General features: G+C 68.0%; 20 protein-coding genes. 16 read left to right on the forward strand and 4 right to left on the reverse strand.

Translation table 11 applies throughout. The features are described from left to right. Positions 1-2: 2 nt before the first annotated feature. From tdh to IEX93_RS00100, 5 genes are read left to right on the forward strand one after another with little or no spacing between them, the layout of a single operon-like run. Positions 3-1,034: an L-threonine 3-dehydrogenase gene (gene tdh / locus IEX93_RS00080; RefSeq protein ID WP_188845160.1), complete on the forward strand. Its 1,032-nt coding sequence runs from the start codon at positions 3-5 to the stop codon at positions 1,032-1,034. A 38-nt stretch (positions 1,035-1,072) separates the two neighbouring features. Then, complete coding sequence (locus IEX93_RS00085; protein ID WP_188845162.1) at positions 1,073-2,128, forward strand: PQQ-dependent sugar dehydrogenase; 1,056 nt, start codon at positions 1,073-1,075, stop codon at positions 2,126-2,128. A 9-nt stretch (positions 2,129-2,137) separates the two neighbouring features. After that, positions 2,138-3,130 carry an S-methyl-5-thioribose-1-phosphate isomerase gene (gene mtnA, locus IEX93_RS00090; protein WP_188845164.1) on the forward strand — a complete coding sequence of 331 codons (993 nt, stop codon included), beginning with the start codon at positions 2,138-2,140 and terminating at the stop codon, positions 3,128-3,130. Then, on the forward strand, positions 3,111-3,725 hold the full coding sequence (locus IEX93_RS00095; RefSeq protein WP_188845425.1) for a ComF family protein: 615 nt from the start codon (positions 3,111-3,113) through the stop codon (positions 3,723-3,725). The genes mtnA and IEX93_RS00095 overlap by 20 nt, the downstream gene beginning before the upstream one ends. 52 nt (positions 3,726-3,777) lie before the next feature. Continuing rightward, positions 3,778-4,176: a DUF4258 domain-containing protein gene (locus IEX93_RS00100; RefSeq protein WP_188845166.1), complete on the forward strand. Its 399-nt coding sequence runs from the start codon at positions 3,778-3,780 to the stop codon at positions 4,174-4,176. Positions 4,177-4,212: 36 nt separating this feature from the next. Here IEX93_RS00100 and IEX93_RS00105 read toward each other — a convergent pair whose 3' ends face one another. After that, positions 4,213-4,575, reverse strand: a complete 363-nt coding sequence (locus IEX93_RS00105) for a zinc uptake transcriptional regulator (RefSeq protein ID WP_188845168.1) — start codon at positions 4,573-4,575, stop codon at positions 4,213-4,215. 57 nt (positions 4,576-4,632) lie between these two features. Here IEX93_RS00105 and IEX93_RS00110 point away from each other — a divergent pair, with 57 nt between their 5' ends. From IEX93_RS00110 to cimA, 8 genes are all read left to right on the forward strand, one after another. Beyond that, complete coding sequence (locus tag IEX93_RS00110; RefSeq protein ID WP_188845170.1) at positions 4,633-5,640, forward strand: YibE/F family protein; 1,008 nt, start codon at positions 4,633-4,635, stop codon at positions 5,638-5,640. Positions 5,641-5,654: 14 nt separating this feature from the next. After that, positions 5,655-6,779: a metallophosphoesterase family protein gene (locus IEX93_RS00115; protein ID WP_188845172.1), complete on the forward strand. Its 1,125-nt coding sequence runs from the start codon at positions 5,655-5,657 to the stop codon at positions 6,777-6,779. After that, complete coding sequence (locus IEX93_RS00120; protein WP_188845174.1) at positions 6,754-9,615, forward strand: AAA family ATPase; 2,862 nt, start codon at positions 6,754-6,756, stop codon at positions 9,613-9,615. Before IEX93_RS00115 ends, IEX93_RS00120 begins: the two co-directional genes overlap by 26 nt. A gap of 167 nt (positions 9,616-9,782) precedes the next feature. Beyond that, positions 9,783-11,471: a biosynthetic-type acetolactate synthase large subunit gene (gene ilvB, locus IEX93_RS00125; RefSeq protein WP_188845176.1), complete on the forward strand. Its 1,689-nt coding sequence runs from the start codon at positions 9,783-9,785 to the stop codon at positions 11,469-11,471. Further along, on the forward strand, positions 11,468-11,980 hold the full coding sequence (ilvN, locus tag IEX93_RS00130; protein ID WP_188845183.1) for an acetolactate synthase small subunit: 513 nt from the start codon (positions 11,468-11,470) through the stop codon (positions 11,978-11,980). The genes ilvB and ilvN overlap by 4 nt, the downstream gene beginning before the upstream one ends. Next, positions 11,977-12,990: a ketol-acid reductoisomerase gene (gene ilvC, locus IEX93_RS00135; RefSeq protein ID WP_188845185.1), complete on the forward strand. Its 1,014-nt coding sequence runs from the start codon at positions 11,977-11,979 to the stop codon at positions 12,988-12,990. The genes ilvN and ilvC overlap by 4 nt, the downstream gene beginning before the upstream one ends. Positions 12,991-13,046: 56 nt before the next feature. Further along, positions 13,047-14,606 carry a 2-isopropylmalate synthase gene (locus tag IEX93_RS00140; RefSeq protein ID WP_188845187.1) on the forward strand — a complete coding sequence of 520 codons (1,560 nt, stop codon included), beginning with the start codon at positions 13,047-13,049 and terminating at the stop codon, positions 14,604-14,606. Positions 14,607-14,685: 79 nt separating this feature from the next. Next, positions 14,686-16,266: a citramalate synthase gene (cimA, locus tag IEX93_RS00145; RefSeq protein ID WP_188845189.1), complete on the forward strand. Its 1,581-nt coding sequence runs from the start codon at positions 14,686-14,688 to the stop codon at positions 16,264-16,266. Here cimA and IEX93_RS00150 read toward each other — a convergent pair. The 3 genes from IEX93_RS00150 to IEX93_RS00160 form a co-directional block, all read right to left on the reverse strand. Next, on the reverse strand, positions 16,247-16,771 hold the full coding sequence (locus IEX93_RS00150) for a Uma2 family endonuclease (RefSeq protein ID WP_188845192.1): 525 nt from the start codon (positions 16,769-16,771) through the stop codon (positions 16,247-16,249). The genes cimA and IEX93_RS00150 overlap by 20 nt on opposite strands. Positions 16,772-16,858: 87 nt before the next feature. Then, positions 16,859-17,635, reverse strand: coding sequence for an ABC transporter permease (locus IEX93_RS00155; RefSeq protein WP_188845194.1), 777 nt, complete (start codon positions 17,633-17,635; stop codon positions 16,859-16,861). Next, a complete protein-coding gene (locus tag IEX93_RS00160) occupies positions 17,632-18,633 on the reverse strand; it encodes an ABC transporter ATP-binding protein (RefSeq protein ID WP_188845196.1) in 1,002 nt (333 codons plus the stop codon). The genes IEX93_RS00155 and IEX93_RS00160 overlap by 4 nt, the downstream gene beginning before the upstream one ends. Positions 18,634-18,667: 34 nt before the next feature. Here IEX93_RS00160 and IEX93_RS00165 point away from each other — a divergent pair, with 34 nt between their 5' ends. The 3 genes from IEX93_RS00165 to bshB1 all read left to right on the forward strand — a co-directional run bounded on the left by IEX93_RS00165 (position 18,668) and on the right by bshB1 (position 20,875). Then, positions 18,668-19,441 carry an ABC transporter permease gene (locus tag IEX93_RS00165; RefSeq protein WP_371863134.1) on the forward strand — a complete coding sequence of 258 codons (774 nt, stop codon included), beginning with the start codon at positions 18,668-18,670 and terminating at the stop codon, positions 19,439-19,441. Between the two features lie 152 nt (positions 19,442-19,593). Continuing rightward, positions 19,594-20,199 carry a glycerol-3-phosphate 1-O-acyltransferase PlsY gene (gene plsY, locus IEX93_RS00170; protein WP_188845200.1) on the forward strand — a complete coding sequence of 202 codons (606 nt, stop codon included), beginning with the start codon at positions 19,594-19,596 and terminating at the stop codon, positions 20,197-20,199. Beyond that, positions 20,192-20,875 carry a bacillithiol biosynthesis deacetylase BshB1 gene (bshB1, locus tag IEX93_RS00175; RefSeq protein ID WP_188845202.1) on the forward strand — a complete coding sequence of 228 codons (684 nt, stop codon included), beginning with the start codon at positions 20,192-20,194 and terminating at the stop codon, positions 20,873-20,875. The genes plsY and bshB1 overlap by 8 nt, the downstream gene beginning before the upstream one ends. Positions 20,876-20,898: the final 23 nt, after the last annotated feature.

Consider the following 20,898-nt stretch of genomic DNA (forward strand, 5'->3'; position numbering starts at 1 on the left):
GTATGCGCGCCTTGGCCAAGCTGGCCCCGGAAGCGGGCCTAACCCTGGTGGAGCGCCCCGGGCCCGAACCGGGCCCGGGGGAGATCCTGGTGCGGGTGGAGGCGGCCAGCATCTGCGGCACCGACCTCCACATCTGGAAGTGGGACGCCTGGGCGAGGGGAAGGATCCGCCCGCCCCTCGTCACGGGCCACGAGTTCAGCGGGGTGGTGGAGGCCGTGGGCCCCGGGGTGAAGCGCCCCCAGGTGGGGGACCACGTGAGCCTGGAAAGCCACGTGGTCTGCCACGCCTGCCCCGCCTGCCGCACCGGGAACTACCACGTCTGCCTGCAGACGGAGATCCTAGGGGTGGACCGGGACGGGGGGTTTGCCCAGTACGTGGTGGTGCCGGCGGAAAACGCCTGGGTGAACCCCAAGGACCTCCCCTTTGAGGTGGCGGCCATCCTGGAGCCTTTTGGCAACGCCGTGCACACGGTCTACGCGGGAAGCGGGGTCTCGGGGAAAAGCGTCCTCATCACGGGGGCGGGGCCCATTGGCCTCATGGCGGCCATGGTGGCCCGGGCGAGCGGGGCGGGGCCCATCGTGGTCTCCGACCCCAACCCCTACCGCCTGGCCTTCGCCAAGCCCTACGCCGACCGCCTGGTGAACCCCTTGGAGGAGGACCTCCTCGAGGTGGTTCGGAAGGTCACGGGAAGTGGGGTGGAGGTGCTTTTGGAGTTTTCCGGGAACGAAAGCGCCATCCACCAGGGCCTCATGGCCCTGATCCCCGGGGGAGAGGCCAGGATCTTAGGCATCCCCTCGGACCCCATCCGCTTTGACCTGGCGGGGGAGCTCGTCATGCGGGGGATCACCGCCTACGGCATCGCCGGAAGGCGGCTTTGGCAGACCTGGATGCAGGGCACCGCCTTGGTCTACGCGGGCCGGGTGGACCTCACCTCCCTCATCACCCACCGCCTCCCCCTAAGCCGCTACCAGGAGGCCTTCCAGCTATTGGCCTCGGGCCAGGCGGTGAAGGTGATCCTGGACCCAAAGGCCTAAGGGCCTTTGGGGTAGCCTCTCCCCTAAAGGGGGGAAGGATGACGAGACGGCGTTTCCTCGCGGCCCTTTCCGCTTTGGCCCTGGCTCGAGGGCAAGGGCGGGTGGAGGAGGTGGTGGGGGGGCTTCAGGTCCCCTGGGCTTTGGCCTTTTTGCCGGACGGGGGGATCCTCGTCTCCGAGCGGGTGGGGAGGATCCAGCTTCTTAGGGGCGGGCGGCTTACCACCTACGCTGAGCTTCCCGTTTACCACCGGGGGGAGTCTGGGCTTTTGGGGCTTGCCCTCCACCCCCGTTTTCCCCAGGAGCCCTTCGTCTACGCCTACCGCACCGTGGAGGAGGGGGGCTTGAGGAACCAGGTGGTGCGCCTGAGGCACCAAGGGGAAAGGGGCGTTTGGGACCGGGTGGTCCTGGACGGGATCCCCGCCCGGCCCCACGGCCTCCACTCGGGGGGCAGGATCGCCTTTGGGCCCGACGGGATGCTCTACGTGACCACGGGGGAGGTCTACGAGCGGGAGCTCGCCCAGGACCTCGCCTCCTTGGGCGGGAAGATCCTGAGGATCACCCCGGAAGGGGAGCCCGCCCCGGGAAACCCCTTCCTGGGGCGAAGGGGGGCGCGGCCCGAGGTCTACAGCCTGGGCCACCGGAACCCCCAGGGCCTCGCCTGGCATCCAGAGACGGGGGAGCTTTTCGCCAGCGAGCACGGGCCGAGCGGGGAGCAGGGCTTCGGCCACGACGAGGTGAACCTCATCGTCCCCGGCGGCAACTACGGCTGGCCCCGGGTGGTGGGCCGGGGGAACGACCCCCGCTACCAAGACCCCCTTTACTTCTGGCCCGAGGGCTTTCCCCCGGGAAATTTGGCTTTCTGGCGGGGGGCCCTTTACCTGGCGGGCCTTAGGGGGGAGCGCCTTTTGCGCCTTGTCCTGGCGGGGGGGAAGGGGAATTGGCGGGTTTCGCGGGTGGAGACGGCCCTTTCCGGCTACGGGCGCCTTCGGGAAGTCCAGGTGGGGCCGGACGGGGCCCTTTACGTCACCACCTCCAACCGGGACGGCCGGGGCCAGGTGCGCCCCAACGACGACAAGATCCTCCGCCTCCTATAGGCTTAGGGCGTGGAACGGGTTTTGCCTTTCCGCTTTGACGAGGGGGAGGGGGTCTTCTGGCTTTTGGACCAGAGGCGGCTTCCCCTGGAGGAGGTCTGGGTCCCGGTGCGCACCGCCCGGGAGATGGCCGAGGCCATCCGGGCCATGGTGGTGCGGGGGGCGCCCGCCATCGGGGTTTCGGCGGCCTTCGGCATGGTCTTGGCCCACCTTGGGGGGGAAGACCCTAAGGAGGCGGACCGACTCCTCCGGCAAAGCCGCCCCACGGCGGTAAACCTCTTTTACGCCCTGGACCGCATGCGCCCCCACTGGGGGGACCGGGAGGGAAGCCTTAGGGAGGCCAGGGCCCTATGGCGGGAGGTGGAGGAGACGGAAAAGGCCATCGCCCTCCACGGGGCCAGGGTCTTGAGGGGCCAGGTCCTCACCCACTGCAACACCGGCCCCCTAGCCACCGGGGGGTACGGCACCGCCCTTGGGGCCATCGTGGAGGCCCACCGCCAGGGCCGAATAAGCCACGTCTGGGTGGACGAGACGCGGCCCTACCTGCAAGGGGCCCGCCTCACCGCCTACGAGCTGAAGAAGGCCGGGGTCCCCGCCACCCTCATCGCCGACAACATGGCGGGCTTCCTCATGGCCCAGGGCAAGGTGGACGCGGTCATCGTGGGGGTGGACCGCATGGCCCTAAACGGGGACTTTGCCAACAAGATCGGCACCTACGCCCTGGCGGTCCTGGCCCACCACCACGGGATCCCCTTCTACGCCGCCCTTCCCCTTTCCTCCGTGGACCCTAGGCTTAGGAGCGGGGAGGGGATCCCCATTGAGGAAAGGCCCCCGGAGGAGGTCCTGACGATCCGGGGCCTACGTCTAGCCCCAGAGGGCTTTCCCGCCTACCACCCGGCCTTTGACCTGACCCCCCACCGCTTCCTCACGGGGATCATCACGGAAAAGGGGGTGCTTTACCCGCCCTTTGACGAGGCGCTTCGGGATGCTTTGGGCCTGGCTTGAGGCGCTTCTAGGCCATGCCTGCCCGGGGTGCGGGGGGAGGCTGGACCGGCCCCTCCTCTGCGCCGCCTGCCGGATGGGCCTTCGGGCCAAGGCCTGGGGGGAGGTGGTCTACCTGGGCCCCTACGGCCAGGTGGGGGGGCTGGTGCGGGCCCTGAAGTACGGGCGGCGCTTGGGCCTCGCTCCCCTCCTCGCTTTTCCCCTGGCGGAGGCCGTCCGGGCCCAGGGGTGGGACCTAAAGGGGGTGACGGCGGTACCCACCCTGCTTCCCCGGCTTCTCCTTAGGGGGTACAACCCCCCCGAGGCCCTGGCCCAAGAGGTGGCCCGCCTCCTCGGCCTCCCCTACCGGCGGGTCCTAAGGCGGGTGCGCTACGCCCCAAGCCAGCCCACCCGGGGGCGGGCGAGGGGGCGGCTTCCTTCCGGGCTTTTCGCTCCCAGGCTTCGGGTGGAAGGGGCATGGCTTTTGGTGGACGACGTCCTGACCAGCGGGGCCACCTTCCTGCGGGCCAAGGAGGCCCTCCTCCGGGCGGGGGCAGCCCGGGTCTACGGGGCCTTCCTGGCGGTGCGCGACCCCGGGGCCTTGGGGCCCTACCGCTAGGGGGCACACTTTCCTTTTTCCCTTCCCCCTAGACTGGGGCAAGGAGGTTCCCATGGGAAAGCTCCGCCGCCTTCAGGACCTCCTCCCCTACATACGGGAGGGCCGCTACCGCCTGGGCCCCCACGTGGCCAAGCACATGCTCCAGGAAGGGTTCACCGAGCTGGACGTTCTCAGGGCCCTGGAGTGGGGCCGGGAGCTTTGCGTCTACCCCGAGGACCAAAGGATGCTGGTCCTGGGCTACATGGTCTTCCCCCCGCGGCTAAAGCTTCCCCTGCACGTGGTTTTGGAGTACGCCAAGCCCCGGCACGTGGACATCGTCACCGCCTTCATCCCCAAGGAGCCCTATCGGGTCTACTCCAAAAGGCGGCTTGCCGCCATCCTCCGCTTTGACGGGGCCTTGGAGGAGGTGTGCTGGACGGGGCCCAAGGAGGCCCACCCCTTCCGGGGCTAAGGGGCCCCCACGGCGGCTTTTGCCGCGGTGGGGTGCTTAGGCGCACTCCGGGCAGCGGCCGTAGACCGTGACCTCGTGGCCCTCGGCCTGGAAACCGGGGGGGAGGTCGGCCTTTAGGCCGCAGCCGGAGAGCTCGTACACCCGGCCGCACCGGCGGCAGAGGAAGTGGTGGTGGTGGCCCTGGCCTGCGGGCTCGTACCGGGGAGGCTCCCCGGGGAGGGCCACGGCGGTCAGGAAGCCTTCCTCCACCAAGCCCTTTAGGGTGCGGTACACGGTGGCCAGGCCCAGGGAGGGGACCTTCCTGCGGGCGAGGCTTAGCACCTCCTGGGGGGAGAGGGGGCGGCCGGCCTCCAAAAAGGCCTCCCGGATGGCCCGCCGTTGCTTGGTGGACCGCTCCATGCCCTAAGGATACCCCCATGAGAACCTTTTTTCATCTGGGCCCGGTAGAGTGGACCCATGCGCTTTCTGGTTTTGGGGATCCTCCTTTTTCTGCCCGCCCTGGCCCAGGAGGGGCGGTACGCCTTCGGCAGGATCCTGGCCCTCGAGGAGGGCAAGGCGGAGGTCCAGGTGGAAGGCCGTCTCCTCGAGGCCCTCCTGCCCACGGACGGGGGCGGGTACCGGGTGGGGGACCGGGTGGTGGTCTACCTGGAGGGGGAAAGGGCCTACGTCACCGAGCCCGACCGGCTGCCCTGGCTTGGGGGGCTTCTTTTCCTCTTCGCCCTTTTGGCGGTCCTCCTCGGGCGGGGCAAGGGGGTGCGGGGGCTTCTCGGCACCTTCTTGAGCCTTCTGGTGGTGGTCTACTTCGTGGTGCCCCGGGTGGCGGCGGGGGGGGATCCCCTTCTCTACGCCCTTCTGGGAAGCCTCGGGGTGCTCCTCCTCACCCTTTACCTGGTCCACGGGGTGAACCCCAAGACCACGGCGGCCCTGGCGGGGACCTTCTTTTCCGTGGGGGCGGTCCTCCTTTTGGCCCGGCTTTTCGTGGGGGGGATGGGTTTCACCGGGCTCGCCTCGGAGGAGGCCCTCCTCCTCAGGCAGTGGGGCGGGGTGGACCTCCTTGCCCTCTACCTGGCGGGGGTGGCCGTGGGGGCCTTGGGGGCCCTCACCGACGTAGCCATAACCCAGGCTGCGGTGGTCCAGGCCCTAAGCCGGGCCAACCCCGGGCTTGGCCTTTGGGAGCTTTACCGGAGGGGGATGGAGGTGGGTTATGATCACATCGGAAGCCTGGTGAACACCTTGGTTCTGGCCTACGCCGCCGGCGCCTTGCCCCTTTTCCTTCTCCTCACCAAAGACCCCACCCCCTTGCCCGTCCTCCTCAACACCGAGCCTTTCGCCGCGGAGATCGCCGCCATGGTCTTGGGCTCTTTGGGGCTTCTCCTCGCCGTTCCCTTCACCACCTTTTTGGCCGCTTGGGCCTTCCGGGGAGGGAGGGGAGGAGGCGAAAAGGAACCACCCCACTTCCACTAGGCATAATGGGATCCGTGCGCCTTCTCCATACCGCCGACTGGCACCTGGGCAAGGTCTTGAAGGGGATAGACCGCACCCCCGAGATCGCTCAGGCCCTGCAGGACCTTCTGGAACTGGTGCGGAAGGAACGGGTGGACCTGGTGGTGGTCTCGGGGGACCTCTTTGACCGGCCCCAGGTCTCCGCCGAGGCCGAGGGGCATGCCCTGGAGTTCTTCCTGCGCCTTCGGGAGCTTGGGGTGCCCGCCTTGGTCATCGCCGGCAATCACGACCCCAAGGAGCGCCTCGAGGCCATGGCCCCCCTCCTCGCCCTGGCCGGGGCGGTGGTGCGGGGCAGGCCCCTCTTCCGGGAGGAGGGCGGGGTGGTGAGGGTGAAGGGCCTCGAGGCGGCCCTTTTGCCCTTCGTCTCCGAGAGGGTTCTGGTCAAGCAGGTGTTCCAGGAGGCGGAGGAGCGCCACCGCACCTACGCCGAGGCCATGCGGCGGATCCTCGCCAACCTGGAAAGCCCCCTGATCCTGGGCCACTTCGCCCTGGAAGGGGTGCGCCCTGGGGGCGGGGAGTTCGCCTTCCACCTTTCCGAGGCCTACGCCGTCCCCCCCTCGGCCCTGCCCCTTAAGGCCCGGTACGTGGCCTTGGGGCACGTTCACCGGCAGCAGCAGGTCTCGGAGGCCCCGGTGGCCTGGTACCCGGGAAGCCTCGTCCAGCTGGACTTCGGCGAGGGGGAGGAGGCGGAGCGGGGGGCCCTTCTGGTGGAGCTTCCCCAGGAGGGCCCCCCCAGGGTCCACCCCCTTAAGGAGCGGTGGGGGAAGCCCCTTAGGACCTTCCGTCTCCGTCCCGAGGAGCTGGACGGGCGGCTTTCCGAGCTGGAGCGCTTCCCCGGCTACCTCAGGCTCGTGGTGGAGGGGGGGCTTTCCCCTTCGGTGAAGGAGGGGCTCTACCGGGCCCTGCCCCACCTCCTGGCGGTGGAGGCGGCGGGGGTGGCCCCGAGGGAAGCCCAGGAGGAAGGGGCGGTGCCCCCTTCCTTGGCGGAGGCCTACCGGGACTACCTGAGGGCGGAGGGCCGGGAGGAGGAGGCCCTTTGGGAGCGGTTTGTCCAGGTGCTGCGGGAGGTGGAGCTTGAGGCCCTTGCGCTTGGTGCTTGAGGGGTTTGGCCCCTACCGGGAAAGGCAGGCGGTGGATTTTTCCGATGTGGAACTCTTCGCCATCACCGGCCCCACGGGAAGCGGCAAGAGCACCCTCCTGGACGCCATCGCCTTCGCCCTTTACGGGCGGGTGCCCCGGCTTGGGCGGAGCGTGGGGGAGCTCGTCCATCCCGCCGCCCAGGAGGCCCGGGTGGAGCTCACCTTCGCCCTGGGGGAGCGGGTCTACCGGGTGGCCCGCACCCGGGGGAGGCGGAGCGAGGGGCGGCTTTTCCTCCTGGAGGGCGGTAAGGAGGTGCTCGTCCCCGTGGAGACCCTAAGCGAGCTCAACGAGAGGCTTCAGGACCTCCTCGGCCTCTCCTACGAGGCCTTTACCCGGGCCCTCCTCCTCCCCCAGGGGGAGTTTGACCGCTTCCTCAAGGGGGAGGCCAAGGAGCGCCGGGGGATTCTTCTGGACCTTTTCGGGCTTGCCCGCCTGGAGAAGGCCCGGGCGAAGGCCCAGGAAAGAAAGGCCGCTTTGGCCGCGGAGAAGGAGAGGCTGGAGGGGGAGCTTGCCGCCTTGGCCTGGGCGAGCCCCGAGGAGGAGGCGCGCCTTGTGGCGGAGCTCGCCCAGTTGGAAGGCCGCCTTGCCCGCCTGGCGGAGGAGGTGGAGGGGGCCCGGAGGGCCTTGGAGGAGGCCAAGGCCTTAAGGGACCGGGCCGCCGAGTGGGCGGCCCTCCAGGCCCGGCTGGCCCGCCTGGCGGCGGAAAGGGAGGAGATGGAGGGCCTCGCCCGCAAGCTGGAAAGGAGCCGGGAGGCGGAAAGGGCCCTCCCCCTTTGGCAGGACCTCCGGGCCAAGGAGATGGCCTTCCGGGGGACCGAGGCCGAGCTCCAAGGGGCCGAGGAGCGCCTTAAGGCCCTCCAGGCGGAGCGGAGCGCCCTGGGCTACGATCCCAAGGCCCTGGAGGAGGCCCAAAGGGAGCGCCTCGAGGCCCAGGCCCTAAGGCCCTTGGAGGAGCTTTGGGAAAGGGTGGGGGTGCGGGACCACCCCGCTCCCCGCCACGACCCCGAGGCCCTGAAGGCCCTTTTGGCCCGGGAGGCCGCCTTGGAGCGGGAGGTTTTGGGGCTTAGGGAGGGGGTGGCCCTCCTCCGGGACCTCCGGGAGAAGGAGGAAAGGCTTCGGGAGCTTAAGGAGGCCTTAAGGCGCCTCGAGGCCCAGGGCAAGGAGGCCAAGGCCCGGGCGGAGGCCTTGGAGAAGGCCTTGAAGGAGGCCGAGGCCCACCGCCTGACGGAGGAGATCCTTTCCCTGGAGGCCCGGCTTGAGGCTTTAGGGCGGGAGAAGGAGGCCTTGGAGCGGGAGCGCGCCGCCTTGGCGGAGGCGGAAAGGCGCTTAGGCCTTTTGGCCTACCACGATCTCCTGAGGCCCGGCGAGCCCTGCCCCCTTTGCGGTGCCCGGGTCCACGCCCTTCCCCCAAAGCCCGAGGCCGTAGACCCCGCCCCCAGGCGGCGGGCCCTGGAGGAGCGGCTTCGGGAGGTCCTGCGGGCCTTTGGGGCCCTGGAGGGGGAAGTCCAAAGGCGCAAAGAGGCCCTCCTGGCCCTGGGCGTGGCCCCCAGGCCCGGGGACCTCGAGGCCTTGAGGAGGGCCCTGGAGGAGGCCAAGGGGGCCCTTGAGGCCCTGCGGGAGGCCTACCGGGAGGCCTTGGGGGAGGCCCGGGCCCTGGAGAAGGAGGTAGAGCGCCTTAGGGAAAGGGCTTCGCGCCTCGAGGACAACCTGGAGGGGCGGCTTGCGGAGCGGGAGGCGGAGCTTTCCCGGCTCGGGGAGGAGAAAAAGGCCCTGGGGGCGGGGCTTTACCGCCACCTGCGGGCGGCCACCCGGGGGATGGGGGTTGGGGCCTACCTGGAGGCCCTGGAAAAGGAGGTGGGGCGCTTAAAGGACTTGGAGGGGCGGCACCAGGAGCTTTTAGCCCAGGAGGAGAAGCTAAAGCGGACCCTGGAGGCCCTTAGGGCCCGGCTTTCCGAGCAGGCCAAGGCCCTGGAGGAGGCCCGGGCCCGGACCCAGGGGCTCATGCCCGAGGCGGAGGCCCGGGCGGCCTTCCTTCCCCCCGAGGCAAAGAGGGCCCTGGAAGAGGCCTTGCGGCGCCACGGGGAGGAGTGGGCCGAGGTCCAGGCCCGCCTCAAGGCCCTTCCTCCCCCAAGCCTCTCCTTGGAGGAGGCGGAAAGGCGGCTTGGGGAGGCGGAAAGGCGCCTTCAAGCGCTAAACCGGGAGCGGGAGGCGGCCTTGGTGCGGCAAGGCGCCCTGCGGGAGAACCTGGAAAAGGTCAAGGAGGCCCTGAGGCGGAGGCGGGAGGCCGAGGCCAGCCTCGCCGGGGTGGTGCGGGAGCTCGCCCTTTGGGAGCGGCTCGCCCTGGACCTTCAGGAGCACCGCTTCCCCACCTACCTCCTGGGCCTCAAGCAACGGCACCTGGTGGAGCGGGCCGACCACCTCCTCGCCACCCTTTCCGGGGGGCGGTACCGGCTTCTCGCCCGGGGGGACGAGTACTGGGTCTACGATCTTTGGAACGGGGCGGAGCGCCCCGTGCGGACCCTCTCGGGAGGAGAAAGCTTCCTGGCGAGCCTCTCCTTGGCCCTGGCCCTTTCCGAGGAGCTTTCCCGGGGGAGGCTTGGGGCCCTCTTCCTGGACGAGGGCTTCGGCACCCTGGACCCCGAGGCTTTGGAAGGGGTGGCGGGCGTCCTCGAGGCCCTCCCCACCCGGGGCCGCCTGGTGGGCATCGTCACCCACGTGGCCGCCCTGGCGGAACGGCTTCCCGCAAGGCTCGTGGTGCGCAAGCACCCCTCGGGAAGCCGGGTGGCCTGGGCTTGACAGGAGGGAGGAGGGCGGCTATCCTTAGGCCCAAGATGCGCTACGCCCTCGCCCTATCCCTAGGCCTGGCCCTAATCGTAGGGCCAGCGGGGGGTAGGGCGTAGCGTTTAAGGGCGCATCCCAAACCCCCCGGACAACCGGGGGGTTTTTAAGTTTAGGAGGGGTCCATGAAGGGAGCGGAGGCACTTTTAAAGGCGCTGGAGCGGGAAGGGGTGGAGGTGATCTTCGGCCACCCGGGCGGGGCCATCATGCCCACCTACGACGCCCTCTACGATAGCCCCATCCGCCACATCCTGGTGCGCCACGAGCAAGGGGGGGTGCACGCCGCCACCGCCTACGCCCGGGCCTCGGGCAAGGTGGGGGTGGTCATGGCCACCTCGGGCCCCGGGGCCTTGAACCTGGTCACGGGCCTGGCGGACGCCATGATGGACTCCACCCCGGTGGTGGCCATCACCGGGAACGTCCCCCGGGCCCTCATCGGCACCGACGCCTTCCAGGAGGCGGACGTCACCGGGGTCACCATGCCCATCACCAAGCACAACTACCTGGTCCAGGACGTGAACGAGATCCCCCGGGTGGTGAAGGAGGCCTTCCACATCGCCGCCACGGGCCGCCCGGGTCCCGTGCTCATAGACATCCCCAAGGACGTCCAGCTGGAGGAGTTCACGGGAAGCTTTGACGTGGTCCTGGACCTTCCCGGGTACAAGCCCACCCTCATGGGCCACCCCAAGCAGATTGAAAGGGCTTTGGACGCCTTGGAGAAGGCGGAAAGGCCCATCCTCATGGTGGGGGGTGGGGCCCAGCACGCCCACGCCGAACTCCTCGCCTTCGCCGAGAAAACGGGGCTTCCCGTGATCACCACCTTAATGGGCCTCGGGGCCTTCCCCGGGAACCATCCCCTTTGGCTTGGCATGCCGGGGATGCACGGCACCGTGGCCGCCAACCGGGCCATCCACCACGCCGACGTGATCCTGGCCATCGGCCTCCGCTTTGACGACCGGGTGACGGGCAAGGTCTCCCGCTTCGCCCCCCACGCCCACACCATCATCCACGTGGACATTGACCCGGCGGAGATCGGCAAGGTGGTGCGCACCCACATCCCCATCGTGGGGGACTCGAGGCTCGTGCTCAAAGAGCTCCTCAAGGGGGCGAAGCCCCTTAGGCTCGCCGCCTGGTGGCGGGAGCTTGAGGAGTGGCGCACCCGCTACCCCTTGCGCTTCAAGCCCAAGCCCCACTTGCAAAGCCAGGAGGTGATCCGGGCCTTCCACGAGGCCACCGGGGGGCACGCCATCGTCACCACGGGGGTGGGGCAGCACCAGATGTTCGCCGCCCAGTTCTTCCCCGTGACCCGCCCCCGGAGCTTCCTCACCTCGGGGGGCCTCGGCACCATGGGGGTGGGGCTTCCCTTCGCCATCGGGGCCAAGATCGCCCGCCCCGAGGAGCTGGTCCTTGACTTTGACGGGGACGGCTCCTTCCAGATGACCCTGCAGGAGCTGGCCACGGTGGTGAAGTACAAGCTGGACGTGAAGATCGTGATCCTCAACAACGGCTACCTGGGCATGGTGCGCCAGTGGCAGGACCTCTTCCACGCCAAGCGCTATAGCGAGGTCTACCTGGCGGACTCCAACCCCGACTTCGCCCGCCTGGCCGAGGCCTACGGCATCCGGGGCATAAAGGTGGAGCGGAAGGAGGACCTGAGGAAAGGCGTGGAGGCGGTCCTTAACGCCGACGGCCCCGTGGTGGCCGAGTTCAAGGTCTACCACGAGGAGGGGGTCTTCCCTATGATCCCCGCCGGGGGCGCCGCCGAGGACATGATCATAGAGCACCCCGCGGAGCGGGAGGAGGTGGAGGCGTGAGGCACGTTATCTCCGTCTTGGTCCAGGACCACCCCCGGGTCTTGAACCGCATCACGGGCCTTTTCGCAAGGCGGGGCTTCAACCTGGAAAGCCTCGCCGTGGGCACCACCCACATCCCGGGGCTTTCCAGGATCTGCCTGGTGGTCTCGGGGGACGACCACACCTTGGAGCAGGTGGAGAAGCAGCTCAACCGGCTCATTGAGGTCCTGAAGGTCACGGACCACGCCGAGCCCCACGTGGAAAGGGAGCTTTGCCTGGTCAAGGTCCACGTGGCGGGGGTGGAGGAGCGCCTCGCCGTCAAGGACATCCAGGAGGCCTTCCGGGCGAGGGTGGTGGATGTGGCCCAAAGGAGCCTCATCCTGGAGCTTACCGGGGACTCCAAGAAGGTGGACTCCTTCATTGAGGCCCTGAGGCCTTACGGGATCCTCGAGGTCATGCGCACCGGGGCCGTGGCCATGAGCCGCGGGGAGAGGACCCTTAAGGTCAGGGAGAAAAAGGAGGCGGTATGAAGGTTTACTACGAGCACGACGCGGACCTTGGCTTCATCCTAGGCAAGAAGGTGGCGGTCTTGGGCTATGGCTCCCAGGGGCACGCCCACGCCCTGAACCTGAAGGACTCGGGGGTGGACGTGCGGGTGGGCCTGCGCAAAGGGTCTAGGAGCTGGGAGAAGGCGGAGGCGGCAGGCCTTAGGGTCCTCCCCGTGGCGGAGGCGGTGGCCGAGGCTGACATCGTCATGGTCCTCCTCCCCGACGAGCGGCAGGCCGAGGTCTACCGGGAAGCCATCGCCCCCCACCTGAAGGAGGGAGGGGCCCTGGCCTTCGCCCACGGGTTCAACATCCACTTCGGCCAGATCAAGCCCCGCAAGGACCTGGACGTGTGGATGGTGGCCCCCAAGGGCCCGGGCCACCTGGTGCGCTCGGAGTACCAGAAGGGAAGCGGGGTTCCCGCCCTGGTGGCCGTCCACCAGGACGCCTCGGGAAGCGCCTTCCCCACCGCCCTCGCCTACGCCAAGGCCATCGGGGCGGCGAGGGCCGGGGTCATCGCCACCACCTTCAAGGACGAGACGGAGACCGACCTCTTCGGGGAGCAGGCGGTGCTTTGCGGGGGGCTCACCCGACTCATCCGGGCGGGGTTTGAGACCCTGGTGGAGGCGGGCTACCCCCCGGAGATGGCCTACTTTGAGACTGTCCACGAGGTGAAGCTCATCGTGGACCTCATCTACGAGGCGGGGCTTAAGGGGATGCGCTACTCCATCTCCAACACCGCGGAGTACGGGGACTACACCCGGGGCGACCTCTCCGTGCCCCTGGAGGAGACCAAGCGCCGCATGCGGGAGATCCTCCGCCAGATCCAGTCCGGGGAGTTCGCCCGGGAGTGGATGCTGGAGAACCAGGTGGGTAGCCCCGTCCTCGAGGCCAACCGCAAGCGCTGGGCGGAGCACCCCATTGAGGAGGTGGGGGCTAGGCTTCGGGCCATGATGCCCTTCCTCAAGGCGAGGGTATTGGAGGAGGTAGGCTAAGGGCTTGGACGGGGCCCCTTCGGGGGCCCCTGTGCGTTTTTGGGAGGTGAAGGAAGATGGAAGAGCGGCACATCCGGATCTTTGACACCACCCTCAGGGACGGGGAGCAGAGCCCTGGCGTGGCCCTCTCCTTGGACCAGAAGCTGGAGATCGCCCAGGCCCTGGCGGACCTCAACGTGGACATCATTGAGGCGGGCTTCCCCGTATCGGGGCCCTTGGAGTTTGAGGCGGTGCGCCGCATCGCCGCCGAGGTCAAAGGCCCCATCATCGCCGCCCTTGCCCGCACCCACACCCTGGACATTGACCAGGCGGCCAAGGCCTTGGAGAAGGCGGAAAAGCCCCGGATCCACGTCTTCACCTCCGCCTCCAAGGTCCACCTCCAGTACATGCTGAGGAAGACCGAGGAGGAGGTCCTGGAGATGGCGGACAAGATGGTCCGCTACGCCAGGCGGTACGTGGACGACGTGGAGTTTTCCGCCCAGGACGTGATGCGGGCGGACTGGGAGTTCGTGAAGCGGCTTTACGAGGTGGCCATTGAGGCCGGGGCCACCACCATCAACATCCCCGACACCACGGGCTACGGCACGCCCCAGGAGTACGGGGCCCTGATCCGCCGGATCCGGGACGAGGTGGTCCGGGGCCGGGACGTGGTCATCTCCACCCACACCCACGACGACCTGGGCATGGCCACAGCCAACGCCCTGGCGGGCGTGGAGAACGGGGCGGGGCAGATTGAGTGCACCATCAACGGCATCGGGGAGCGGGCGGGGAACTGCGCCCTCGAGGAGGTGGTCATGGCCCTCTACGTCCGCCGGGACTGGTACAAGGCCAAGACCCAGATCAACACCCGGGAGATCTACCGGGTAAGCCGCCTGGTGGAGCGCTACACCGGGATGCCCATCCCCCCCAACAAGGCCATCGTGGGGGACAACGCCTTCGCGCATGAATCCGGCATCCACCAGGACGGGGTTCTCAAGCACCGCTCCACCTACGAGATCATGGACGCCGAGCTCATCGGAAGGCGCCCCGCCGTCCTGGTCCTGGGCAAGCACTCGGGCCGGGCGGCCTTCAAGAAGGCCCTCGAGGACCTGGGCTACAAGGACCTTTCCGAGGAGGAGCTTAAGAAGCTCTTCGCCCGCTTCAAGGAGGTGGCCGAGAAGAAGGGGCCCCTTTCCGCCGAGGAGCTCCAGGCCCTGGTGGAGAGCGAAAGGGTGCCCGCTTCCCACTTCTTTACCCTGGAGCACGTCCAGTTCTTCTCTGGCTCCGGCCTCCTCCCCACGGCCACGGTGAAGGTGAAGACCCCGGACGGGGAGAGGCTTGCCACCCACACCGGGGACGGGCCGGTGGACGCCGTCTTCAAGGCCATCCAGGAGGCCATCGGCCTTAAGCCGGAGCTTGAGCTTTACCGGGTGGAGGCCATCACGGGGAGCACCGAGGCCCTGGGCCAGGTGACGGTGCGCCTCAGGCTTGGGGAGCTCCAGGCGGTGGGGGTGGGGGTCTCCCCGGACATCGTGGAGGCCAGCGCCCGGGCCTTCCTGGACGCCGCCGGGAAGCTGGCTTCAGGCCGGGCCACCCGGCACCCCCCCTCCGTTGAGGAGGTCCACCGCGGGGTTTAATACCATCCCATCCCGGCCCAAGCCGGGATGGGGGCCCCAAAAAAGAGGGTGCCCTATGCGGAAAGCTTAAGGGGTAAGCATGGTGGAGATCCTGGACACCACCCTGCGGGACGGCACCCAAGGGGAAGGGGTGAGCCTCTCCGTGGACGATAAGGTGGCCATCGCCAAGCGCTTGGCCGCCTTCGGCATCCACGTGATTGAGGGGGGCTGGCCCGGCTCCAACCCCAAGGACGCCGAGTTCTTCCAGCGCATGAAGGGGGTGGACCTGGGGGCGGTGCGGCTTGCCGCCTTCGGGGCCACCCGCAGAAAAGGCCTTTCCCCCGAGGAGGACCCCTCGGTCCTGGCCCTTTTGGAGGCGGAGACCCCCGTGGTGGTCCTCTTCGGCAAGAGCTGGACCCTCCACGTCCTGGAGGCCTTGGAGACCACCTTGGAGGAGAACCTCCGCATGATCCGGGAGACGGTGGCCTTCTTCGCAAGCCGGGGCAGGCGGGTCATCTACGACGCCGAGCACTTCTTTGACGGGTACAAGGAGGACCCCGCCTACGCCCTCGCCACCCTCGAGGCCGCCCGGGAAGGCGGGGCCGACACCCTGGTCCTCTGCGACACCAACGGGGGAAGCCTCCCCGAGGAGGTCTACGCCATCACCAAGGCCGTGGTGGAGCGCTTCCCGGGGGTCCGGGTGGGCATCCACCCCCACAACGACGCCGAGCTCGCCGTGGCCAACGCCCTTGCGGCCGTGAGGGCCGGGGCCACCCACGTCCAGGGGACCATCAACGGCTACGGGGAGCGTTGCGGGAACCTGAACCTTACCAGCTTCCTCCCCACCCTGGTCTTCAAGTACAAGATCCCCGCCCTGCCCCCCGAAAGGCTTAGGGGCCTTAGGGAGCTATCCCACTTCGTGGACGAAAGGGCCAACCTCACCCCAAACCGCCGCGCCCCCTACGTGGGGGAGGCGGCGTTTGCCCACAAGGCGGGGGTGCACGTCTCCGCCGTCCTCAAGAACCCCCGCACCTACGAGCACATCCCCCCGGAGTGGGTGGGCAACCAAAGGCGCTTCCTGGTCTCGGACGTCTCGGGCCGCTCCAACCTCCTCGCCAAGCTCCAGGAGCTGGGCGTGGACCTTTCCCGGGAGGAGGCCAGGCGCCTTTTGGAGGAGGTGAAGGCCTTAGAGTACGAGGGCTACGCCTTTGAGGGGGCGGAGGCCAGCTTCTACCTCCTGGCCCACCGCCTAAAGGGGGGAAGCCTTCCCTTCAGCGTGGAGGGGTTTAGCGTCTTCGTCCACGGCAGGGGCCTGGACACCGCCTGGGCCGAGGCCACGGTGCGGGTGCGGGTGGGGCAAAGCCTCCAGCACACCGCTGCGGAAAGCCCCTTTGGGCCGGTCTCCGCCCTGGACAGGGCCTTCCGCAAGGCGGTCTTGGGGTTTTACCCGGAGCTTGCCGACGTGGAGCTCACGGACTACAAGGTGCGGATCCTCTCGGGGCAGGAGGCGGGGACCAACTCCGGGGTGCGGGTCATGGTGGAGATGAAGCGGGGGGAGGAGCGCTTCAGCACCGTGGGGGCGAGCGAGAACATCCTCGAGGCCTCCCTCAAGGCCCTCACCGACGGCTACGCCTACGCCCTCCTCTTTCCCATCCGCCAGGCTACGCCCAAGGAAGCCTGACCTCGGGGAAGGCAGCGGGGCTTGCCGCCTCCTCGGGGGAGAGGAGGCGGATCTCCCGGTACCGCCCGCCCCGGGGGTCCCGGTGAACCTCGAGGAGGTTCTCCTGAAGGTTCACGAGCCACACCTCGGGGATGCCCGCCTCGGCGTAGAGGGGAAGCTTCACCTCCTGGTCAAAGGGGAGGGAGGTGTCCGCCATCTCTATGAGGAGGAGGACGTCCTCCGGGGTGGGGAGGCGCTCCGCGTAGCGCTCCAGAGGGGGCTTGAGCACCATGAGGTCCGGCTCGGGCTCGGAGTCTTCGGAAAGGCGGAGGGGGGATTGGACCGCCACTAAAGCCCGGTTGCCCAAGGCCTCCTTAAGCCTGTGGTCCAGCCGCATCACCGCGAAAACGTGCTTGGGTCCGATGGGGCTCATCTGGTACACCTCTCCCCGAAGGAGCTCCACATGGGGCACCCCCTGGAAGGCCCGTTCAAACTCCCCCACGCGGAACCGGTACCGGGTGGCCATACCTTCATGGTAGCCCATCCGAAGGGAAAGCTCCCCCCAAGGGGTTTTCGGGGCCCCCATCCTGGCGCAAGCCAGGATGGGGTGGCCTTATGCCCCGTGGCCCGCGTAGTGCTTTAGGCCAAGGCGCCAAAGGAGCCGCCATAGGAGAAAAAAGACCCCGCCCCAAAAGAGCATGACCCCTAGCCCCGGGAAAAGGGCCACCTCCTGCCCGGCGAGGAAGGCGGCGGGGAGGTAGACCAGGTAGGGGAAGGGGGTGAGGAGGGCGAGGCTTCGCAAAGGCTCCGGGAAGACCTCGAGGGGGGCAAGGGTCCCCGAGAGGAAGAGGTAAAGGAGGAAGAAGACCTCCTCCACCGCCGTGGCCCGCTCGCTCCAGAAGGTGAGGAGGGCGGTGGTGTACTGCATCAGGTAGCGGAGGAGAAAGGCGAGGACCGTGAGGCCAAGCCCCAGGAGAAAGGGAAGGGGCTCGGGGACGAAGCGGGCCTCGGGGAAGAGGAGGAAGAAGAGGAGGGTGAGGAGGAGGACGAAGGGAAGCCGGGCGAGCCTTTCCGCCACGTGGGCTGCCAGGTGGTCTAAGAAGGGGTCCAAAGGCCTTAGAAGCCGGAAAGAAAGCCTTCCCTCCACCACATCCCGCTCAAACTCCCACACCACCCAGACCACCGTGGCCTGGCGCACCAGGAAGACCATGAGGAAGTAGCGGGCAAACTCCCCCGGGGAAAGGGGAAAGGCACCGCTTTGGGCCGCCTCCACCCAGACGCCCATGAGGATCAAAGGCAGGGTTCCCGCCAGGGCCCAGAGGAAGAGCTCGGCCCGGTACTCCAGCATGTAGGCCAGGTAGACGCTAAGGAGGGTCTTGGCCTTTCTCATCGGGGCTCCTCCACGTGGCCCTCCTGGAAGACCCGGGCGATGACCTCCTCCAAGGGGGGTTCTTTGACCTCGAGGTCCTCCACGGGAAGCCTTTTTAGGATCTCCGCCACCCTTTCCATAAGCCTTTCCCGGGGCACGAGAAGCCTCGCCTCCCGCCCCTCCACCTCCCGCACCTCCCCGAAGGCCCTTAGGGCCTCCTTGGGCAAGGGGCTTTTAAGGGTAAGCCCCACCTCCCGGTAGGGGGCGAAGCGCTCCAGGAGGCCTTCCAAGGCCCCGTCATAAAGGAGCCTTCCTTGGTGGATCACCAGGACCCGGGGGCAGAGGGCGGCGATGTCCGCCATGTAGTGGCTGGTGAGGAGGATGGTGGCCCCGTAGCGGCGGTTGTACTCCTTGAGGAAGTCCCGCACCGCCACCTGGGCGTTCACGTCCAGGCCTAAGGTGGGCTCGTCCAGGAAGAGGACCTCCGGGCGGTGAAGGAGGGCCGCAAGGAGCTCCGCCTTCATCCTCTCCCCTAAGGAAAGCTTCCGCACGGGCTGGTGGAGCTTCCCTTCCAGGGCCAGCATCTCCGCAAGCTCCCCCACCCTTTTCCGGAATTCCCCTTCCGGGATCTCGTAGATGGCGGCGTTCAGGCGGAAGGTGTCCATGGCGGGAAGGTCCCAGACAAGCTGCTGCTTGTTGCCCATCACCAGGGTGATCTTCTTCAAAAAGGCCTTCTCCCTCCTCCAGGGCACGTGCCCCGCCACCCGGGCCGTCCCCTTTGTGGGGTGGAGGAGGCCCGTGAGCATCTTGAGGGTGGAGGTCTTGCCCGCCCCGTTGGGCCCCAAAAAGCCCACCACCTCCCCCGGGGCGATGGCCAGGCTCACCCCCTCCACGGCCCTTACCAGGCGGTACTCCCGGAAGAAGAAGTGGCGCAGGGTGGCGAGGAGGCTTTCCTCCTTTAGGGCCACCTGGTAGTGCTTGGTGAGGTCCTGGGCGAAGACGATGGCGTCCTCCGACACGCCACCCAGTCTACCCTGTGGTGTAATGGGTTTCGTGCGCTACCTAAGGGTCTTCCTCCTCTTCCTGCGCCTTTCCCTGGCGGCGGAGATGGAGTACCGGCTCAACTTCCTCCTGGGCCTCCTCTCCTCGGCGCTCACCCTCTTGGGCTCGGTCTTCGCCTTGACCCTCCTGTACCAAGGGGGGTACCGGCCCGGGGGGTGGGCTTTGGAGGAGGCCCTTTTGGTCCTCGCTGCCTTCACCCTCCTTCAGGGCCTTGCGGCCACCCTCCTCGCCCCCAACCTCAACAAGATCGTGGAGCACGTGCAGCAGGGCACCCTGGACTTTGTCCTCTTGAAGCCCTTGGACCCCCAGTTCTGGCTTTCCCTAAGGGTCTTTTCCCCTTGGGGCCTCGGGGACTTCCTCCTGGGGCTTGGCCTTCTCCTCTACGGGGGAAGCCGGCTCGGCCTAGACCCAGGGGGCTACCTCCTTTTCGCCCTTTACTGGCTCCTTGGCGCCCTCATGCTCTATAGCCTCTGGTTCCTCCTGGCCACCACCAGCGTCTGGTTCGTGAAGATCTACAACGTCACCGAGGTCCTCAGGGGGCTTTTGGAGGCGGGGCGGTTTCCTGTGGGGGGCTACCCCGCCCTCTACCGGGTCTTCTTCACCTTCGTGGTGCCCGTGGCCTTCCTCACCACCGTGCCCGCCGAGGCGGCTTTGAGGAGGGGGGAGGCCCCCCTCCTCGCTTTGGGCATAGCTCTTGGGCTTTTCTTCCTCGCCCGGGGCTTTTTCCGCCTGGCCCTGAGGAGCTACACCTCGGCGAGCAGCTAAGCCTCCGCACGTTGCTTTTTCCAAAGACGCCCCCTGGTTTTAGCCTATGCGCACGCCCTTTTGGGGTCTCCACCGCGGTGAAGGCCGCAGTGGGGTACTTAGCAAAGGAAGGGCTGGTTCCACCCCCAAATGGGGGGGTACAATCGCTTTCCATGGAGGGCGTTTTCCTGGCCTTGGCGCTGGCTTACCTCTTTGGCTCCATCCCCGCCGGGGTTTTGGTGGCCCGCACCTACGGGGTGGACATCCGCAAGGTGGGCTCGGGGAACATCGGGGCCACCAACGTCCTCAGGGCCTTGGGGTGGGGGCCAGCCTTGGTGGTGGCCTTTTTTGACGTTTTCAAGGGGGGCATCGCCGTGCTCCTCGCCCGGGCGGTGGGGGTGGAGGGCTGGCTTCTGGGCGGGGTGGCCGTGGCGGCCGTTTTGGGCCACAACTATTCCCTTTTCCTGGGCTTTCGGGGGGGCAAGGGGGTGGCCACCAGCTTCGGCACCCTCCTTTTCCTGGACCCCGTCTTGGCCCTTTGGACCCTGCCCATCGGCCTTTCCGTGATGCTCCTCACCCGCTACGTCTCGGCGGGGAGCATGACCGGGGGAGTCGCCGCCTTCGTCCTCTCCCTGGCCTTGGGAAGGCCCCTTTGGGAGGTGGCCACGGTCTTCCTCATGGCCCTCCTCATCTTCTGGACCCATCGGGAAAACCTGAAGCGCCTCCAAGCGGGGACGGAAAGGCGCTTAGGGGAGCGGGTGGAGGTGAGGGATGCTTGACCTTTTGGTGATCGCCCCTCACCCCGACGACGGGGAGCTGGGGTGCGGGGGGACTTTGGCCCGGGCCAAGGCGGAGGGGCTTTCCACGGGGATTCTGGACCTCACCCGGGGGGAGATGGGCACGAAGGGCACGCCTGAGGAACGGGAAAAGGAGGTGGCCGAGGCGAGCCGCGTCCTGGGCCTGGACTTCCGGGGCAACCTGGGGCTTCCCGACGGGGGGCTTTCTGACGTCCAGGAACAGCGGCTCAAGCTTGCCCAGGCCCTGAGGTGGCTTAGGCCCCGGGTGATCCTGGCCCCCCTCGAGGCCGACCGCCACCCCGACCACACCGCGGCAAGCCGCCTGGCGGTGGCGGCGGTGCACCTGGCGGGGCTTAAGAAAGCCCCCCTGGAAGGGGAGCCCCACCGGGTGGAAAGGCTTTTCTTCTATCCCGGCAACCACCCCTTCACCCCCAGCTTTTTGGTCAAGATCTCCGCCTTCATAGACCGGTGGGAGGCCGCGGTCTTGGCCTATAGGAGCCAGTTTTCCGGGGAAGGGGTGAGCGAGACCGTGGGGCCTAAGGGGGTGGGGGCCCGCAAGGCCATGCGCCGCTACTGGGGGAACTATTTGGGGGTGGACTACGCCGAGCCCTTCGTAAGCCCCCTTCCCGTGCTCTACGTGCCCTGGTCCCGGGCCTGAAGGCCTTGCATAAGTTTGCAGGG

This window comes from Thermus composti (genome assembly GCF_014647535.1).
GTDB classification, from domain to species: Bacteria; Deinococcota; Deinococci; order Deinococcales; family Thermaceae; genus Thermus; species Thermus composti.

Excerpts from the sequence above, each read along its gene's own strand:
- IEX93_RS00085 (WP_188845162.1), top strand. The coding sequence starts at position 1,073 with ATGACGAGACGGCGTTTCCTCGCGGCCCTTTCCGCTTTGGCCCTGGCT.
- ilvB (WP_188845176.1), top strand. The coding sequence starts at position 9,783 with ATGAAGGGAGCGGAGGCACTTTTAAAGGCGCTGGAGCGGGAAGGGGTG.
- IEX93_RS00150 (WP_188845192.1), bottom strand. The coding sequence starts at position 16,771 with ATGGCCACCCGGTACCGGTTCCGCGTGGGGGAGTTTGAACGGGCCTTC.
- IEX93_RS00110 (WP_188845170.1), top strand. The coding sequence starts at position 4,633 with ATGCGCTTTCTGGTTTTGGGGATCCTCCTTTTTCTGCCCGCCCTGGCC.
- bshB1 (WP_188845202.1), top strand. The coding sequence starts at position 20,192 with ATGCTTGACCTTTTGGTGATCGCCCCTCACCCCGACGACGGGGAGCTG.
- IEX93_RS00140 (WP_188845187.1), top strand. The coding sequence starts at position 13,047 with ATGGAAGAGCGGCACATCCGGATCTTTGACACCACCCTCAGGGACGGG.
- cimA (WP_188845189.1), top strand. The coding sequence starts at position 14,686 with ATGGTGGAGATCCTGGACACCACCCTGCGGGACGGCACCCAAGGGGAA.
- IEX93_RS00105 (WP_188845168.1), bottom strand. The coding sequence starts at position 4,575 with ATGGAGCGGTCCACCAAGCAACGGCGGGCCATCCGGGAGGCCTTTTTG.
- tdh (WP_188845160.1), top strand. The coding sequence starts at position 3 with ATGCGCGCCTTGGCCAAGCTGGCCCCGGAAGCGGGCCTAACCCTGGTG.
- IEX93_RS00155 (WP_188845194.1), bottom strand. The coding sequence starts at position 17,635 with ATGAGAAAGGCCAAGACCCTCCTTAGCGTCTACCTGGCCTACATGCTG.
- IEX93_RS00100 (WP_188845166.1), top strand. The coding sequence starts at position 3,778 with ATGGGAAAGCTCCGCCGCCTTCAGGACCTCCTCCCCTACATACGGGAG.
- plsY (WP_188845200.1), top strand. The coding sequence starts at position 19,594 with ATGGAGGGCGTTTTCCTGGCCTTGGCGCTGGCTTACCTCTTTGGCTCC.
- IEX93_RS00095 (WP_188845425.1), top strand. The coding sequence starts at position 3,111 with ATGCTTTGGGCCTGGCTTGAGGCGCTTCTAGGCCATGCCTGCCCGGGG.
- ilvC (WP_188845185.1), top strand. The coding sequence starts at position 11,977 with ATGAAGGTTTACTACGAGCACGACGCGGACCTTGGCTTCATCCTAGGC.